The organism is Polyangium jinanense, from assembly GCF_028435265.1.
Lineage (GTDB): Bacteria > Myxococcota_A > Polyangia > Polyangiales > Polyangiaceae > Polyangium > Polyangium jinanense.
On record NZ_JAGTJK010000056.1, the window covers coordinates 56,556 to 75,237 of the forward strand.

At 68.9% G+C, this 18,682-nt stretch carries 10 protein-coding genes and 1 rRNA gene; 6 read left to right on the plus strand and 5 right to left on the minus strand.

Annotated elements, in window-relative coordinates; genetic code table 11:
- Positions 1–55 precede the first annotated feature (55 nt).
- The 6 genes from KEG38_RS46555 to KEG38_RS46580 are packed head-to-tail and all read left to right on the plus strand — an operon-like array spanning position 56 to position 13,826.
- Positions 56–2,263, plus strand: a complete 2,208-nt coding sequence (locus tag KEG38_RS46555; RefSeq protein ID WP_272427300.1) for a type VI secretion system Vgr family protein — start codon at positions 56–58, stop codon at positions 2,261–2,263.
- On the plus strand, positions 2,260–4,401 hold the full coding sequence (locus KEG38_RS46560) for a type VI secretion system Vgr family protein (RefSeq protein WP_272427302.1): 2,142 nt from the start codon (positions 2,260–2,262) through the stop codon (positions 4,399–4,401). The genes KEG38_RS46555 and KEG38_RS46560 overlap by 4 nt, the downstream gene beginning before the upstream one ends.
- Positions 4,394–4,879, plus strand: coding sequence for a hypothetical protein (locus KEG38_RS46565; protein ID WP_272427304.1), 486 nt, complete (start codon positions 4,394–4,396; stop codon positions 4,877–4,879). Before KEG38_RS46560 ends, KEG38_RS46565 begins: the two co-directional genes overlap by 8 nt.
- A complete protein-coding gene (locus KEG38_RS46570; protein ID WP_272427306.1) occupies positions 4,876–7,416 on the plus strand; it encodes a type VI secretion system Vgr family protein in 2,541 nt (846 codons plus the stop codon). The genes KEG38_RS46565 and KEG38_RS46570 overlap by 4 nt, the downstream gene beginning before the upstream one ends.
- Before the next feature lie 59 nt (positions 7,417–7,475).
- A complete protein-coding gene (locus KEG38_RS46575) occupies positions 7,476–9,803 on the plus strand; it encodes a hypothetical protein (protein ID WP_272427308.1) in 2,328 nt (775 codons plus the stop codon).
- Between the two features lie 3 nt (positions 9,804–9,806).
- Positions 9,807–13,826 (plus strand): RHS repeat-associated core domain-containing protein, encoded by a 4,020-nt coding sequence (locus tag KEG38_RS46580; protein WP_272427310.1) that lies wholly within the window; start codon positions 9,807–9,809, stop codon positions 13,824–13,826.
- Between the two features lie 9 nt (positions 13,827–13,835).
- On the opposite strand, the gene KEG38_RS46585 is transcribed toward KEG38_RS46580, so the two are convergent.
- The 5 genes from KEG38_RS46585 to rrf form a co-directional block, all read right to left on the minus strand.
- A complete protein-coding gene (locus KEG38_RS46585) occupies positions 13,836–14,957 on the minus strand; it encodes a hypothetical protein (RefSeq protein ID WP_272427311.1) in 1,122 nt (373 codons plus the stop codon).
- Entirely contained in the window at positions 14,950–15,939 is a 990-nt protein-coding gene (locus tag KEG38_RS46590; RefSeq protein ID WP_272427312.1) for a DUF2169 family type VI secretion system accessory protein, read from the minus strand. The genes KEG38_RS46585 and KEG38_RS46590 overlap by 8 nt, the downstream gene beginning before the upstream one ends.
- Before the next feature lie 87 nt (positions 15,940–16,026).
- Positions 16,027–16,794 carry a peptidylprolyl isomerase gene (locus tag KEG38_RS46595; protein WP_272427313.1) on the minus strand — a complete coding sequence of 256 codons (768 nt, stop codon included), beginning with the start codon at positions 16,792–16,794 and terminating at the stop codon, positions 16,027–16,029.
- A gap of 53 nt (positions 16,795–16,847) precedes the next feature.
- Positions 16,848–18,533: a DUF885 domain-containing protein gene (locus tag KEG38_RS46600; protein WP_272427314.1), complete on the minus strand. Its 1,686-nt coding sequence runs from the start codon at positions 18,531–18,533 to the stop codon at positions 16,848–16,850.
- A 68-nt stretch (positions 18,534–18,601) separates the two neighbouring features.
- A 5S ribosomal RNA gene (rrf, locus tag KEG38_RS46605) occupies positions 18,602–18,682 on the minus strand; the annotation flags it as partial.

Here is an 18,682-nt window from a genome sequence, read left to right on the forward strand (position 1 = left end):
TGCCGTGGACGGCGGCGCTTGAGGTCGTACGCCCGGTCCTGTAGATTCGTGCCTCGTGACGACCCAGGACGTCGCCTTCGTCTGCGAGCCCCTCGGCGAGAACGTGGTCCTCTCGCTCGACGGACGCGAAATCATGGACGACCTCTCGTCGTTCGAGATCGTCGTGGTCGCCGCGGGTGAGGTCGATCCGGCATCCCTCGTCCGGGCCCCGTGCGTCCTCGTGCTCTCCGATCCCGAGGAGGGCACGGCGCGCGCGATCCAGCTCGTGGTGATGGAGGTGGCCGAGGAGGCGGGCCGCGGCCGCGATCGTGTGCTCTCGCTCCGCCTCGCGGATCCGCTCGCGCCGCTCGCGCTCCGGGCGGGGTATCGGGTTTTTCGGGACAAGACTTCCGAGGAGGTCGTCACCGAGGTCCTCGCGGGCGCGGGCGTGCCGCGGGACGTGATCGTGGCGAGGCTCTCGGGCGAATACCCGCTGTATCCGCTCTGCACGCAGCATGGCGAGGCCGAGTGGGATTTCGTGCGCCGCTTGCTCGCGCGCGAGGGCATCTCGTTCTGGACCGAGACGGACGAGGACGGCGCGTGGCGCGTGCTCTTCGGCGACGGGACGGCCTCGCACGACGGGATCGACGGCGATCCGCGCCTGCCCTTCGCTGGACCGGGCGCCACGCGCGTGAGGGGCGTGCGCGCGCTCCTCTCGCTCGCGTGGGAGGCGGGGTTGTCCCATGATCGGGTGTTCGTCCGCGATTTCGACGTGGATCACCCGGACGTCTACCTCGACGGCGAGGCCGGCGAGGGCGCGCTCGAATGGCTCGAGTACCCGGCTTGTGTACCCGACGCGCGCGCGGCCGAGGCGCGGGCGAGGCGCAGGCTCGAACAGCTCCGCCGCGACGAGGTGAAGGTCACGGCGACGAGCGATTGCATGCGCCTCCGGCCCGGCCGGCTGGTCGAAGTCGCGGGCGGCGGCGCGGATCTCTTCGACCAACGGTTCCTCGTCTCGGAGGTCCGTCACGGGTTTGCCCGGCCGCTCCAGGGCGGCGGGAAAGGGTCGCCCTATCGCAATGAGGTCGTCCTCCGGCCCACGCAGGGCGATGGTGGCGAGGAACGCCCACCGTATCGGCCTGCGATTCTCAAGGAGCCGCGCATTCACCACGTCGAAAACGCGGTCGTCACGGGTCCGCCCGGCGAGGAGGTCCACACGGACCCGCTCGGACGTGTAAAAGTCCGGTTTCTCTGGGATCGATCGGGCATCACGGACGATCGGTCGTCGTCCTGGATCCGCACGATGCAATGGCCGCTCGGCGGCGCGATGATGATCCCGCGTGTCGGCTTCGAGGTGGCGGTCTCGTTCCTCGACGGCCTCGCCGATCGGCCTTTCGTGCTCGGCCGCCTCTACAATGCGACGGCGGTGCATCCGTACGTCCTTCCCTCGGCGCGCGCGGTCACGGCCTTGCAATCGTGGACGAGCCCCGGGGACGGCACGACGCAGGAGATCCGCTTCGGCGACGACGCGGGCGTGGAGGCGTTTTTCGTGCACGCGAGCCGCGACCTCAGCGTGCGCGTGGGCGGCGATTACACGCAGACGACGGACGGCGACGAGGCGCACGTGGTCGGGCTCGGCCTCGCGGCGCACGTGGCCGGCGCGGAGGACGTGACGATCGGCGGGAGCCAGCACGTGGACGTCGGCAAACCCATTCACATCGCCGTGGACGGCGCGAATGCGGAATCGATGGCGACCGAGATCATCGCGGTGACGGGGAACCGCGTGGTCCTCTGCGGCGGGGGATACGAGGAGTCCGTCGGCGGCGCGTACGTGCTGCAATGCAACCAGTCGAACACGAAGACGACGGGAACCTTCTCGCGTATCGTGGGTGGCTCGAAGCTCGTCTCGGCGGGACTCTCGGTGACGGAAAGCGTGGCGGGCGCGCGGACGTACGTTTGTCGCGGCGCGCGCACCGTCACGTGCGCCGGGGCGTATTCGGAGTCGGTGAAGGGCGGCAAGCGGAGCGCGGCGGGCGCGGTGACGGAAAGCGCGGCGGCGGATCACGGGATCGCGGCGCCGACGGGCAAACTCGCGTCGGGGCAGGTCGAGCTGCGGGCGGGTGGGAAATTCAGCATTGCGGCGCCGCAGATCACGATCGACGTCTCCGGCACGCTCACGGCCGGAGCCCTGGAAGTCGCGGGCGGCGCGATCCGCGCGAAGAGCGGGACGACGGCGATCGAGGGAATGGTCAAGCGGGACCAGGGCGGCGAGGTGGGCGGATGAACCAGCGCTCGTGGATCGAGCTTGGCGTGGACGGTGTTTCCCTCGCGTTCGTCGCCCGCGCGTGCACCGTCGACGAGCGGGTGGGCGCGCCGTTCGTCGCGCGCATCCATTGCGAGATCTCCGAACGTGGCGAGGCCGTCTCCGCGGTTGGCCTCGATATTCTTGGAGAGCGCGCGTGGCTCGTCCTCGGCGTCGGCGAGCATGCGCGGCGTTTCGAGGGGATCGTCGATCGGGTCGAGGATCACGAGGGGCACAGCGTGATCGTCCTCGTGCATCGCGTTGCGGAGGCGGAAGGCGGGCGTGGATACTGGGGCGCCCCTGGATTCACGAGCGCCGTAGAGGTCGCGCGCAGCTTCTTCGAGAGGCACGGATTTCGTTTCGAGAACCGTGCGCGGCGCACACCGCCTACGCGGGCGCACCGGCTGCAATCGTTCGAGAGTGATCTCTCGTTCGTCACGCGGGTCCTCGCCGAAGAAGGTTTGTCGTGGTATCCATGCACGGGCGAGCGTGACGCCGTGCGTATCGCCGACGAGCCGGGGACGTTCGACGACGACGGGCTCGTCCTGCGCCACCGCGAAGACGCGGGGCTCGAGGGAGGCCCTTCCCTCCGCGCCGCGCGGCTCGTGCGGCGCGCGGCGAGCGACGTGGCCCACGTGCGGGGCTATGATTACGAGCGACCGGAGCTCGACATCGCGGGCGAGAGCGGCGAGGGTTCCCTCGAATGGTACGAGCTCTCCCGCGATGCACGTTCGCCCGCGGAGGCGAGCGAGCTCGCGGCAATCCGGCTCGGCGAACGTCGTCGAGAGGCGACCGTGCTGGAAGGCGAAGCGACGACGCCCCTCGTCGCGGCCGGCTCGATCGTGACCGTGGAGGAATCACCCGTCGCGGCGCAAAATGGCCGATTCCTCGTGCTCTCCGTGATTCACGAGGCGAGCCTGAACCCCGAGGGAGACGGCCTCGTGCATCACGCGGTTTTCCGCGCCGTACCGGCCTCCTCGACCTATCGGCCCGCCCGCACGCGTACGCCTCCGCGCGGGGGTGTGAGCACGGCGCGCGTGCGCGGCCCGTCCGGGGAGGAGATTGCGGTGGACGCGCACGGACGCACCTCGCTCGTGCTCCGCTGGGATGCGTTCGCCGGGCCGGCGCGCGTCGTCGAGCCGGCCCTCGCGGGCTCGGCCTTCCACCCGCGTGTGGGCTGGGAGCAGGTCGTTGCCTTCGCGGACGACGCGTGCGAGGTGCCCCTCGTGCTCGGTCGCCTTTACAATGGCGCCGATCCGCCGCCCCTCGTTTTGCCGGCGCAGAAGGTCGAGACGCACCTCGGGACGAAGACCACGCCGGCCGGCGAGCGGGGCCATTTCCTTCGCATCAGCGACGCCGCCGGAACGGAACAACTCTCGATTCAATCGTCCGGCGATTACCAGGAGCTCTCGGAGAACGACAAGGTCTCGGTGGTGCAGGGGGATCTCGGGCGCGTGGTGGGTGGGTCGCGGGAGCTGTTCGTCAAGGAGAACCTGAACACGGCCGTGGACGGGGCGCATTCGCTTTCGGTGGGCGCCGAGCGCGCCGTCACGACGGACGCGGATCACGCCGTGTGGGCGAGCGCGGAGAGCATTTCGGTGGGCGGTGCGCGCTTCTTTTCGATCGGCGGCGATTCCGTGACGAAGGCGCCGCGGCTCGTACGAATCGTGGGCGGGGCGAAGACCGAGGCGCCGCTCGAACACCAGAGCGTGCACACGGAAGGCGCCGGGACGCTCATCGTCGGCGGATCGATGAACACGACCGCAGGGATTTCCGAGGTGATCGCGGTGGGCGGGGCGGCCGTCGTGAAGGTCAGCGGCCCGATGACGGTGACGGCGAACGGATATGGGCTCGACGTGCTCGGCGTGTATGCGGAGAGTCATGCGTCGCGCAACGTGAAGGCAGGCGGCAACGTGGCCGAATCGTTCGGGACGCTATCGCACGCGGTGAAAGGGAATGCGACGATCGCAGGCGCCGAGGTCGCGATCGAGGCCAAGGCGCGGCTCGTCGTCAAAGCGGGCGGAATGACGATCCAGATGACCCCGGGCACGATCGAGATCCAGGGCGATTTCCAGGGCTCGGTCGCGAGCGTCGAGGGAGGAGTGTCTCGGTATGGCTGAAGGAAAAAGCGCGCGGCGCGGGCGAAGCAAGGCAAGCCCCCTGCTCGGCCCGGGGCTACATCCCGGCCGCATCGAAATGGCCATGGCGGCCTCGGCGGACGGCGACGAACGCGTCTATCGGGTCCGCCTCGCCTCGGGCCGCCATCTCACGGCGCGCCTCGACGGCGCTGTCGCGCCCGATTTCGCCGAGGAATGCTTGCGAGGCGGGCGTACGGTCGTGCTCGTGGACGGGCCGGACGGGCCCCGGATCGCGGGCGCGCTCCAGGTCGCGAGCGCGATCGAAAAGGACGAACGCGGCACGCTCGCGCTCGAAGCGAAGCACCTGCGCGTCCGTGCCGATCAATCGATCGTGCTCGAAGTCCCCGGCGGATCCCTCGCGTTCGAGCCGGGCGGCGCGCTTCGCCTCGAAGGGGACAAACTCGTCATCGACATGGCCGCGCTCGTCCGCATTTTCGCGGCGCGGGTGGAGCTGCCGTGACCCGCGTCTCCGCCGCGCTCCCTGGGGATCCGCCGCTCCGCCTCGTGCGTGTCGCAGGGCGCGAGCGCCTCGGCGAAATCGGGAGTTACGATCTCGATTTTTCGGGTCCCTCCTCCCCCGTCGTGCTGCCCTCGCACGTGCTGCGCGGGGCGTGCGTGCTGCGGTTCGAGACCACGGCGGGAGAGCGGCGATTTGCGGGCATCGTGATGCGGTTCGTCCTGGTCGCGACGGATCATGGACATGAGCGCATCTACCGCGCCACCGTGCGCCCGCGCCTCGCCTTGCTGGAGTTGCGGCGTTTTCCGCGGGTGATCCGCGACCGCAGCGCGCCCGAGATCATCACCGAGCTCGCGCAGGCCGCGGGATACGAGCGGATCGAGGTGCGACTGACGGAAACGTATCCGCCACTCGACTGGTCGATTCAATACGACGAGACGGATGCGACGTTCGTCCGCCGCCTCTGCGAGGAGCACGGGCTTTCCTTTCGGTTCGAGGAAAACGACGGCACCGAGGTGCTCGTGATCGAGGACGACTCGACGCGCGCGGGTGACGCGTATCCCGAGCCGATTGCGATCGTCACGCGGGCGACGGCAAGCGAATCGCGGCCGTTCGTCACGCCCGTCATGGCCGCGCGGCAGCGTCGTCCGGGAAAGGTGATGTTGCGCGATCATGATCCCGAGCGGCCTGACCTGAAGCTCGAAGGCATGGCCGCGGACGGATCGAGCGTCGAGCAAAAGAACGAGATCTACGAGGCGCCGGGCGGATTCCGCTCGGGCGAGGCCGGGGAACGGGCCGCGAGACGGCGGCTCGAATCCCTGCGCGCGGATACCTCGACGCTCGCGCTGCGAACGAATGCGCTCGCGCTCGCGCCCGGGCGCGCGGTCACGCTCGTCGAATCGGATCGAGCCTTCGGCCACGCGCGCGCCTCCGGCGTATGGTTCGTCGTGGCAACCACGATCACGTGGAGCGCCGACGAGCCCGCGCTCGAAGCCACGGTGGAGGCCATTCCGAAGAACATCCCGTTCCGATTGCCACGCGTCACACCGAAGCCACGCATCGACGGCGTGCAATCCGCAACCGTCACGGGCGCGCCGGGCCAGGAGATCGACACCGACGCGCTCGGCCGCGTCCACGTCGCATTCCACTGGGACGTGCGTGGCCCGAAGGATCACCGAAGCAGCCTTCCCGTGCGCGTGACGCAGCCCGAGGCGCCGGCTGGCTTCGTCCTGCCGCGCGTGGGCTGGGAGGTCTTCGTCGCCTTCGAGGACGGCGATCCCGAGCGCCCGATCGTCCTCGGGCGCTCGTACAATGGAAAGCAGCTCCCGCCGTTGCCGCTGCCCGCGAACAAGACGGCGAGCGTGCTCGCGACCGACAGTTCCCCTGGCGCGGCCGCGCGCACCACGATTCAGCTCGACGACGCCGCGGGCCGGCAACACATGCTTTTCTCCGCGCCGTTTGGCCGGGACGACCATGTGTACGGCGATTCGCGCACGGAGACCCGGAAAAACGAGAATGCCGAGGTCCTGGGGAGCGTGACGTCTTCGGTCGGCGCGGACGAGACGGTGAGCGTGCACCTCGGGTGGTCCGCGTCGTACGGGTCGCGCACGGTGACGGTGGGCGCGACGCAAAAGCAGACCGCGGGCGGGAGCTTCGTCACGCAGGTGAAAGGGACGGAGGCCGTCTCCGTGGGCGGAATGCTCGCCGAGCAAGTGGGCAGCCCCGTGAAGGGCGCCGCGAATCTGCTCTTTTCCACGGCGCTCGCGGGCGTGGGCTCGCGCGGGACGGCGGGCGCGATCGTGGCGGCGGGGCTCGGCGTGGGCCGGGCCGCCATCGAGGGATTTTCCGCGGGCGCCGAAAAGGGCGCGGCCGCGGCGGCCGGAATGGGTTTGGCCGGGATGGCCGCCTCGATGGTGCCGGGCGGCGATGCGATCCTCGCGAGCGTGACCGGTTCGTCGAAGCCGATGCCCTGGGATCACGGCCGTCCTCCCGAGGGCGAAGTCGCGGCGGGCGGAGGCGCATCGGGCGTGAGCGGGGCGAGCGGCAAGGGGGGCCCGGGGCCGGGACACCGGGCGACGCTCGTCGAGGGACCTTATTCGGAAATGGTCGGCGGCGTGTATGCCGTGATGACGCCGGGCGCCGTCTCGTGGGTGACGCTCGGCCCCTCGACGATGCTCGTGAATGGCAGCCACACGACGGAGACGACGAAGGCCGGCATGCAGGTGGCGGGCGCGATGAACGAATCGCTCGGATCGCTATCGCTCACGAGCGCCAAAAACATCGCACGCAAGGTAAAGGGCCTCGTGCAGAGCGACGTGAGCGGCGCGCGCGAGGTGAGCGCAGGCGGCGAGTATCGCATGACGGCGCAAGCGTCGCTCTCGCTCTCGGTCGGGGGTGACTTGACGCTCTCGGGCGGGACCGTGACCTTCAAATGCGGCGGGGCGGAAATCTCGGCGTCCGGCGGCGGGGTCACGATCAAAGCGCCCACGATTCGAATCAAGGGACAATCGCGCGAAGCGGGGAAATTGACGCACAAGTGACGCTCTCGGTCGTTGGCCTCGGTCTTTGTTCTCCGGCGGGTGCGCTCGCCCAGGATCACGTGTTTTTCCCGCGTGCGAACGCGCCGCCGCCCGCGCCCGCGCCCTTCGTGCTCGCGGACGGACGGCCTTTCCAGGTCGGCTATGCGCGGTTCGTCCCGCCAGACCTCCGCCTCCCGGACCGGCTCGTCGCGCTCGCTCGCCTCGCGCTCGAAGAGGCGCGGCCCAGATCGGGGCTCCCTCTCTTTCTTTGTTTGCCGGCTCCGTGCGAGGGCCTCTCGGAGGCCGCGCTCGACGATGTGGCGAGGCGAATCGCCGCGCTCGCATCGGCGGCGGCCATCGAGCGTTTCGTGGGCGCGGCGGGCGCGTTCGATGCGCTCACGCGGATCGCGTCGTACCCGCGTTTCCAGGGCGCGGGGCTCCTCGGCGTGGATTCGTTTTTTCATGTGGATCGGGCGGCCGCGCTCGCTGCGCGGCCTCCGGGCCCGTTCGCGCCGGCGCGGCTCTGGCCCGCGGAGGGCGCGGGAGCGCTCGTCCTCGCACGGGACATGAAGACGGGCGCCTTGGGCACGATCCTCACGAGCAAGACGGCCCTCGGTCGGGGCACGGACGACGATGACGAACCCGTGGACGGGGCAGCGCTGACGGGGCTGCTCGAAAGCCTCTCGGAAAGCGCTCCCATTCGCGCCGTCTTCGGGCAAGAGCGTGTCGACGCGCTCCGTTCGCGAGAATGGCAATGGAGCGCGGCCCGGCAAGCTTCGATGTTTCACCCGGAGGCCTTCGGCGGCTGCCTCGAAGCCGAGATCGGGCAGGTCGGCGCAGCGGCCGGCGTGATGGCCCTCGCGCATGCGTTCGCCTCGGTGCGCCACGGGGTTTGTCCGCCGGGTGCCCCCATCCTCGCCTGGGCCATCTCACGCGACGGCACGCGAGGGCTCGCGCTCGGCGTCGGCGCGGAATCGAATGCGATGGATACGCTCCGGCCGCTCGAGGAGCGGATACGCCCGCGGTGCTTGGATCTCCATGCGGTTTCTCCGGACGAACATGCGTCCCTGGGCGATCTCGCCACAGAGGCCGACGAGGTGCCATTCGATCCCGACGCGGCGCTCGCCCCGGCGAACGACATCCTTCCCCTCGAACGACCGTTGCCGGACCCGATCACGGAGGCGCCGATGGTGCAACTGGATCGCGAGCGGCTTCGCCCCGTGTCGCTCCCGGGGTTTTACGCCGAGGTCGTGGCTCATTGCGCGGAGGCGCTCGGCATGCTGGGCAAGGTGCGCGAGCGTTCACCGCGGCGAGGCGTGCCCGAAATGGAGCGCCGCTTGCTTTGCCACATCGACGCGATCCATGCCTCCGGCAGAATGGCGCTCGGCCATCTCGTCACCTCCTTCCGCGAGCACCTGGATGACCCGTGGCATACGTTCGGCGCGACGCTCGTGGCCATGGGCGCAGGCGCGAGCAATATCGTGTCGTGGATGATCGACGCGCTTCCCGAAGGCTCCGCGGAGCACGCGCGGCTCGTGGCTGAGGCGCTTTCTCTCTCCGAGCACGCGGAGCTCTTCGCACTCGGGCGGGCGCTTCATGCGTCCACGCGGCCCATCGCCCGCGCGATCGGGCTCTCGTTCCTCGCGGCCCGCGGGGCGCTCACGGACGAGGAGGTGCAACGCTCTTTATCGGATGCATCTCCGCTCGTACGCGCGGCGGCCCTCGACGCCTGTGCGACGCGGCCGGCGGCCTCGCAACGAGCGTTCATCGCGGCGCTCCGGAGCGCGCTTCTCGTCGAGGATCGAGCGAATGCATTTCGTGCGGCCCGGCAGCTTGCGATCCTCGGCGACGTCGAGGCCCGGCGCGCGTTCGAGGATTCTGCCGTCGCCGCGCGCCTCGGCCCACTCCTCGGCGAGCTTTACGTGCTCGCAGGTCGGCCCGAGGATGCGAGGGCAGCGGAAACATTCTTCACACGACAAACCGCGACCCCAGCTTTGCTCTCGGCCGCGGGGCGATGGGGTTCTCCCGCGGTCTTGCCACGATTGCTGCAATGCCTGGCGGACGAGGATCTCTCGTTTGCGGCGGCGGACGCGCTCGCCGTCATGCTCGGGCCGGCGCTCCCGCCCGAGGAGATGCGTGACGCGAAGGCCTGGCGACGCGTGATTGCATCGATGCGCCTCGATCCTCCCGCCCGTTTTCGCCGGGGCCTCCCCTCTTCGGCGGTCGTGGTGGCCGATGAATGCGCGTCGGGGGATCTTGCGCGCGGAGACCTCGCCCGCCGCGTGGACGAGCTCCGGGCCCGCCTCGGGCGCCTCGACCCCGTGCCCGTTTGGGGATACGCCGTCGATGTGGAGGCGGGCCTCGTCCCGCTCCTCCGGGCCGCGCGCGACACGAAAGGAAAGGCGTAGGTCATGGCGTCGATCGGTGGAATGAAGATCGCGACGACGGGCAGCGGGCATTTCTGCCCCGGGCCGACGCCGGCCATGAGCCTCGTCCCGCCGACCCCGCCTGCGGGCCCCGTCACAGCGCCCTTCGTGTACATGTCGCATTCATCGACGGCGCAGAGGGTTTCGAATCACTTGCTCATCGCATACCGGCCCGTCCTCACGCAGGGCAGCGTGATGTCGATTCACGCGCCGGGCAATCTACCGGGCCAGCCCACCGGCGGTGATATCGTCACGCACATGACGTCGGCCTATAGCGAGGTCGCTTTCGCCGAGCAGCACACGGTGCTCGCGGGCGGAAAACCTGTCGCCTGCACGAATGACATGGTGCGCATGAACGTGCCGTACCAGGGGACATTCATCGCGCAGGCGATCGGACGGCTCTTCACGATGGACAACGTGCTCTCGGCCCGAAGCGTGGCCACGCTCGCCGCGTGCTCGCAGGTGATCCTCGACCCGGTCTCCGTCGTCTCGGGCTCCGTTGTGGACACGGATGTCGACGTCTTCCTCCCGGGGCCCATCGCAATCACGTGGACGAGGGCTTACGACAGCACACGCGCATCCGAACACGGACCCCTCGGCCACGGCGGCTGGACCCACGCGTACGACCAGTGGATCGAGGTCGAGGGCGAAGAACTCCGGTTCCGCGGCGAGGACGGCGCCACGCTCGTCCTGCGAAACGTATCGCCCGGAAAAACGGTCGTTCATCGGCGCAAACGGATCGAGGTCCTTCTCGACGCGCGCGGCGGTGGAGCCTCGGTCGTCTCCCTCGCGACAGGCATTCGCCGCGTGTTTCATTCGCAGGGAGGCACGCGGGCTCGGCTCGTGGAGATCACGAATCCCTCGGGGCAGCGAGTCCGGCTCGATTACGAAAGCGAAAAGCTCGTGCGGCTCGTGGATACGGCCGGCAGGATCGTCCGGCTCACGCACGACGAGAGGGGTCATCTCACGCGTATCGCGGTCTTCGCGCCCGGTGACGAGCGTGCCCCCCTCCAGACCATCTCGTTCGGCTACAACGCAGGCGGCGAGCTCGTCCGCGTGACGGATCCGCTCGGGAACGACGTCACGTACAGCTACGACGAGCGCCGGCGGCTCTTGAAGAAGACGCTGCCGACGGGTCTGTCCTTCCATTACGTTTACGACGCCGAGACCGGCCGCTGCATCCGTGCCTTCGGCGACGGTGGCATTCACGCGGGCGACATCACGTACGACGAGCAGCAGGGGACGACGAGGCTTTCGGGCACGCTCTCGCCGCGGGTGTTCTCGTGGCGGCCGAAGGACGGCGCGCTGCTCGGGGTCACGACGAATGACGGATCGGCCGCGCGGACGTGGGAGATCGACGACGACGGGCTCGTCGTCGCGGAGAAAGACGCCGCCGGAAACACGAGCCGCTTCGAATACGATGCCCGGGGCAATCTGGTGAACATCACGGATCCGCTCGGGCGTGTGACGGAGCTCGTGCACGTGGACGATCGTGTGGTGCGGCGCGTGGCGGGCGGGCGCGTGACGGAGTATGGGTACGATGCGCGCGGGCAGCTCACGTCGGTGAAATACCCGGCCGGCATGTGGCTCACGCTCGATTACGACGAGCACGGGCGGCTCGTGAGGATCGCGGATGCTGCTGGGATCCGAGCGCGGTTCGTCTGGGACGACCGGCACCAATGCATCGAGGAGCACCTCGCTGGCGGGCTCGTGCGAAAATGGACGTACGACGGGCTCGGGAGGCCCATCGTGTGCGTGGATTCGTATGGCAATACGACGCGGCGCGAGCTCGACGTGCTCGGGCGCGTGCTCGTGCACGAGAATCCGGACGGGACGCGCGTGCGTTTCGAGTATGACGCGCTCGGGCGCAAGACGCGCCGTACCGACGAGCTCGGCCGGGTAGCGACGTTCCGACACGCGGGCATGGGCTCGGTCGTCGAGGTCCGGAACGAGGACGGAACAGCCTGGGCCGTGAGCCACGACTTGCTCGAAAGGCCCCAACGGATCCAGAACCCGAAGGCGGAGCTTTACGATTTCCGCTACGATCGCCTGGGCCGGGTCACGGAGATGCGCACGTTCGACGGGCGTATCCTTCGCGCGGCGTATGGTAGAAATGGCCTCGTCTCGCGCCTGTCGATGCCCGACGGCACGTGGCGCGTGTATCGATACAACGAGCTCGACGAGCTCGTGGAGGAAGACACGCCCCACGGTGCAGGCAGGGTCGTGCGGGACGAGGGCGCGCGCAAAGTGACGCACGAACTCGAGGATCCGGCTGGAAGAGTTTCGGTCGAGATGCATTGGGACGAGGGCTTGCGGATCGTGTCGGCGACGCAGAGCGCCGGGACGATCCGGTACGAATACGACACCCTCAATCGCCGCACGGCCGTGCATCTGCCGAGCGGGAAGGTCACGCGGTACGTGTACGACGAGGCGGGGCGCGTGGCGGCGATCGAGCACGGCGGCGAGCGTGTGGAGTTCGGGCGGGATGCAGCGGGAGCCATGATTGGCTTTCGATTCGCGCGGTCCGGCGTCGAGGCGAGGTTCGCGTTCGACGTGCGCGGGCGCATCACGCAAGAATGGGCAGGCAAGGACGGCCGCGCGCTCGTGTCGCGCGTGTATACGTGGGACGCGTCGTCGGCACTCACGGGCAAGCGGGACGCGCGCTGGGGCGACGTGCGCTATCGGCACGACGAGGTCGGGCAGCTCGTCGAGGCGGGCGAGGAGCGCTTCGAATACGACGCCGCCGGCTCGGTCGAACCCGCGGGCGCCGGGTGGGACGTGGGCCCGGGCAACGTGCTGCGGAGGACCTCGAACGCCGCATACACGTACGACGAGGCGAACCGACGTATCCGCAAGAAGCGGCTCGACACCGGCGAGACGATCGAATATTTCTGGGATTGTCGGGGCAATCTGCGTGAGGTCGTGCGCGGCGACGGGACGCGGATCCTGATGACGTACGATCTGTTCGGTCGGCGCGTGAAAAAAGAGGTCGTCGGGCCCATTCGCCCCGTGTCGCGCGAGGAGCTCCCTCCCCTGCCCTCGCGCCGCACCGTGGAATATCTCTGGGACGGGGACCTCCTGCTCGCCGAAATCGATTCCGAGCGGGGCGAACGTACGCTCGTGTATCATCCGGATACGATGGTGCCGCTGCTCCAGGGTGAAGGAGACATCGTGTACGGAGTGCTCGCGGACCACGTCGGGGCGGCGACGGAGCTCGTCGACGGGGCGGGCGGGCTCGCTTTTTCGGGTTCTTATTCGGCGTGGGGTGCGCTCGTGCGGAGCGAAGCCAAGGCAGGACCGTCGGGGCGGTCGATGGCTCCGCTTTTGCGCAGGCTCGGGCATCATCACGACGAGGACGTGGGGTTGTCCTATGTGCGGTATCGCTGGTTCGATCCGGAGGTGATGCGCTTTTTGAGCCCGGATCCGCTGGGGCTCGAGGGTGGGGCGAACCTCTTCGCGTGGAATGGGAGCCCGGTGATGCACGTGGATCCGCTCGGGCTCGCATGTGTTCTGATCGGGAACCCCACGGTCGACAGGTTCACCGCGGAATGCATGACGGGCGGGCGACGCGACATCGGCTCGTATCAGGTCTACGTGCACGGGACCGTGGACGCGGTCCACGTGAAACATGCGGACGGGTCCTGGACGCAGATGTCACCGCACGACCTCGGGCAACGCTTGATCCTGGCGGGGAACTGGGACAGGAACGTGCCCCTCAAGCTCTTCTCTTGCAATACCGGGCGCAGGCCCGACGCCGTCGGGGCGCAACTCGCCTCGCGATATCGGGTGAGCGTCTTCGCGCCGAGCGAGATCGTCTGGGGGCCCGGGTTGCACATTGCCCCGCCCATCGGGGTCCAGGATTCGAGCCGGCTGGTCCAAGAGCCGGACGTCGCCTATTACCCGGACACGTCCCGTTCCGGGAAATGGAATAGCTGGGCCGCCGGAGGATATCCGAGCCCCTACAACCATTACCCCGATCTTCCGCCCCGCTCGCCGCCGCCCTGAACGAGCCGCTTACCGGCCCGCGCGAATGCGCGCCCCCGCCTCGATCGAGAGGCGCTCCCACGTCGCGCGTGTTGCCGGCTCCGCCGCGAAACGCGCCTGCCACGCGGCATCCTCGGCCCGCTTCGCCTCTGGCGAGAGCCCATACCGCGCGATGATCCGGAGCGCGCCCGGCGGATCGAGCCAGATCTCGGCGCACATCGTGGCATAAGCCTCGATCGAAAGGCGCGTGGCGGGAGCGCTCGGGGTTGGCTTGACGAACGGGAGCACGGCGGAGAGGTTGATCGGGAGCGCGAGCGAGGTCTCGGCGAGCAGGCTCGGCGCCGGGCGTGGCGCTGGTGGGGCGACAGGCGGTTTGTCCGCCGCCGGGAAAGGCATGACGGGTTTGGCCGAAGGGAACGCCGGCGCGGTGTCGCCGAGCGGGCGCGGCGGTGGGGGCGGCTCGGACCCGAACGGCAGGACCCGAGGGTTCACCTGAAACGTCAGGGCCGTCTGCGCGAGCGCCTTGGCCGCGAATGGCAATGCCGGTTTGTAGAGATGCACGGCCGTCCTCGTCTCGCCGAGCGAGGGAGGCGCGGGGCCTTTCAGCGGTTTCGGCGGGACGGCTTCCGGCGCGGCGGCCGCCGGCTTTTTCGCGAAAGGCAAAACCGGTTTGTCGAGGTGAAGCGCCATGCTCGTCTCGCCGAGGCCCTTCGGCGCCGGTCGGGGCAGGCGCGGGGGGAATGCAGGCGGCGGCGCGTCCGCCGGGGGCGCGACGAAGGGCAAGGCCGGGCGATCGACGAGGAAGCCGAGCGAGGTCGCCGCGAGGAGCACCTTCCCGGGCGCCGACGCATCGCCCGGCGCCTGGACAGGGAGAGCCGGGCCCACCTGCACGTCGGGGATCTCGCCCGTGGGCCGGGCGAGCAGACCAAGCGCGTCCTTTTGCAACGCGCGATCAGCCGACATGCGTGCTTGCCACAAGCCGAGCAAATGAAAGAGGTCGCCCTCGGCAAGGCCTCGATCGGCGAGGAACGCGAGGGGCTCGGGCGCCTCGGAGAACGCGCCGAAGAAGGCGAAAAACGCGCGCATGTCGGTGTCGAGCGGCGGGAGCGCTCGCACGACGTCCTGCGCGGGGGCACTTGCCTCGTCACGCATTGGCCCGCACCTCGAGCGCGCGGAGCACGCGACGTGCTCGGCCGGCAGCAAAGGCGACGCGGCCCGCGATCTCCAGGCGGCGTTCGGCCGGCAAGACGATCACCGTGTCGATCGGGACGGGTCGCTCCTCACGCTCGCCGCCGTCGAACCGCGCATGCACGCGCGCGGCGAGCCGCGGGAGCTCGAGCGCGAGCGGCGCGAGCGACATGCCGAGGACACGGACCGGATCCCCGGGCGCGAGCATCTCCTCGAATCGGAGTGACGGATGCGCCACGCAGGCGAAGCGCGGATCGTGATCCGCGGGCAGCATCGGCATGCGTGTCTTCTGCCAGTGCGATCCGCACGTGCCGACGTGCTCGCGGCGCGGCGACCAGTGCGGCGGGATCGCGCCGTATCCCATGGGTGGGTGCCGATCCGAAGCGGTCGTATGAGGTCGCTCGGGATGCTCGATCTGTGGCGCGCGCTTGCCTATCAGATCGGAGGCGCGGCACGCGGCGCCGACGCCCGCGGGGTTCGCGAGCTCGACGACCGAGAGATCCTCGGAGGCGCCGCCGTACGCGTTCTCGTAGACGATGGGCACGCGCTCGAACGGTGCCGCAGGGCCGACAGCGACGTCGAGCACGCCGTCGTAGTACACGCGCGGTCCGTGCACGCGGAGCGGCGCGAGGTGCTTCTTCACCTGCACCACGACATCCATCACCTTCACGGGCCGCGGCGCGACGGCGTCGCCCACGACGACGACGTCGGTGCCCGGCTTTTCGAGGCCGATGTCGCTCGGAAAGAGCAGGCTCGATCGCGGATCGTCGGGCTCACGCGCGACGTCGCTCGTGCGCACCGGGCTCGGATCCTCGGCAGGTCGGAGCTCGCCGCGATCGGTGACGACGAAGGTGGCCTTCACGATCGTGACGACCACGTCGCGCCCCTCGAGATCGAGGAGTGGCACGGGCAGCGCTGCGTATCGGGTCTCGTTGACGAAGCTCATCGCGAGGGCCCGAGGATCATCCTACATGAGCACGTCTCTCTCCTGGCGCCGACTTTACGGTCCGAAGGTCGTGCGAAGGCCGCCGCGTTAGGGGACGATCTTCGCTTCCTTGATCGCGTCGAGCTTGGGGAAGTTCGCGTCGAGGTAGCCGTACCCTTCGCGCTGGATCTTGCTCGCGTTCGGTCCCTTGCCCTTCGGCGCGAGCTCGCCGTAGCCCTTGTAGAACGAGTCGACGACCTTCATCCCCTCGACGACCTGGCCGAACGGCGCGAAGCCCTGCGTATCGAGCCGTGCCTGTTTGTCGACGTAGCTGATGAAGATCTGCGTGGTGCGCGTGTCCTTGCCCGCGTGCGCGAACGTGACGAAGCCGCGGCGGTTGCTCTTCACCACGGGATCGTCGGGATAATACGCGCGATACCAGGCGCCGTTCACCGCAGGCTCGGGGTGGATGCCGAACTGCACCATGAAGTCGTCGATCGCGCGGTGAAAGCGGACGCCGTCGTAGAAGCCGAGTTTTACGAGGTTGTAGAAACGGTCAGCCCCGTTCGGCGCCCAGGCGCGGGTCACTTGCACGACGAAGTCACCCTTCGTCGTGGAGAACTTCACCTTGAAGACGTCGGGCGCCTTCTCGGTCGCCTTCTCGGGGTGGAAGAGGGGATCGTTGCCGTCGCGGCCGCCTGTCGCAGGCGCGATCGCGGAGGTCGCAGGCGCCGCGGAGGGAGCGGCGGGCGCCATGCTCGCGACAGCCGTGGCGGAGGGAGAGGCGTGGGGCCGAGGGGCCTCGTCCTGGGAGCAAGCGGCCAGGACGGCGAAGCTCGCGGCAAGGGAAAGGCGGCCGAGGAGGGACCGGCTCATGAGGGGCTAGCTTAACGAAAGCCCCGCGGCGCAGTCACGCGCGCCGGAAACGCTCAGGAAAGAAGGAGCTCGCGGAGCGCGCCGAGGCCGACGGAGCCGACGCCGAGAAGGTCGGCATGGAACGTTTTGAGGTCGAACGAGCTGCCCTGGCGCGCGCGTAGCTCATCGCGCAGGCCGAGGATTTCGCGCTCACCGACCTTGTAGGCAATCGCCTGTCCAGGCCAGCCGAGGTAACGCGTCATCTCGGACGCGGCGTGATCCGGCGGCGTACGGCCGACGCGGGTGAGCATCTCGACGCCATAGGCGTAATCGATCCGCGCCCCGGGCCGGAACGGCGCGTCCGGAGGCGCGTGCAAGCCGAGGTGCGCGCCGATGTCGAGGACGACGCGACAAGCGCGCATCATCTGGCAGACGAGCAGACCGAGGACGTACTCCGGCTTGCTCAGAAAACCGAGCTCGTCCATGAGTCGCTCCGCATAGAGCGCCCATCCCTCGGCATACCCCGTCTGGTAATCGCTCATGACCACGCGATGCTGTCGCGAGAGGCGATGTTGAAAGGAAACCTGCATGCTGAGCTGCAGGTGATGTCCAGGAAATCCTTCGTGGTAAGCCCGGCTGAGCTCCATGTAGAGCGGAAACTGCTCTCGCTCACCCGGGGAGTACCAGATGGTGCCGGGCCTGGAGAAGTCGTCGGAAGGCGGCATGTAATAGGCGCCGATCGTGCTGCCGGGCGGCGCGAGCTTCACATCGACCCGACGCGCGGGGGTCGGGATGTCGAAGTGCACGCCGGCGAGCGCCTCGACGGCGCGCGTCTGCCACTCGGCGACGACACGGACGAGGTCGTCGGGGCCGTGAGCACATCGAGCCGGATCCGTCTCGAGCAAGCGGATGACTTCGTCGACGGAGGCGCCGGGCTGGATCTCGGCCGCGATCTCGCGCATGCGAGCGTCGATCTCGCGGATTTGCGCGAACCCCCAGGCAAACGTCTCGCGTAGATCGATCGAAATACCGAGGAAGCTCCGTGCTTTGCGCGCGTAGACCTCCTCCCCGACGCCATCCTCGGCTCGAGCGGCGGGGCGATAGGTCTGCTCGAGCCACTCGGTCAGCTCGCCATAGGCACGGCGTGCGTGCTCGATCCCGCACTCGAGCGGTCCGGCAAGGGCGGGGTCGAACGCGCTGCTCTGCGCGAACGCGGGCGCAAGCGTGCGGAAGAAAGAGGCCTCCCCCGCGTGCACGCGTCCCTGCGCGAGAGCGGCGTCGACCTGGCGCACGGCCACGGTCTTTCCACGGCGAAGACCCGCCTCGAGAGCTCTGCGATACGACGAAGTCGCACGATCGATCGTCGACAGGCGCGTGATCATGCTCTCCCAGCCGGCCCGCGAGCTCGTGTCCATGACATCGAGCACCATGCGGATGTGCTGGAAGGGGGAGGCAATGTTGTTGAGGTCGGCGATGTGATCGCCCTGAACGATGCGATCGAGCTCGACGTCCAGGAAATCGCGCATGACCCGCGCGGCGATCCGGTCCTCGGTTCGCTCGGGTGCAGGGAGCGCGTCGAGCTGCCGGCGATAACTCGCCAGCATCGCCGCCGTGGACTCGGCGCCCTCGGGCCCGAAATCGTCCCAGGCGTGGTCATGACCCCGTACGGCCCAGAACGTGGCCGAGGTAGGACGACGCGCGGCGATGTCTTCGAGCAGCGCGTCGCTGAGGGCGAACACGGGACCAAAGCTGTTGTTCATGGCGACTGAAATCGGGATAATGGAAAAAGAAAAGCCTGCAAGCGAATGCTTGCAGGCTTTAGAAAAAGACCCGGCGGCGTCCTACTCTCCCACTGAGTCGCCCCAGCAGTACCATCGGCTCCAAGGAGCTTAACTTCCGAGTTCGGGAT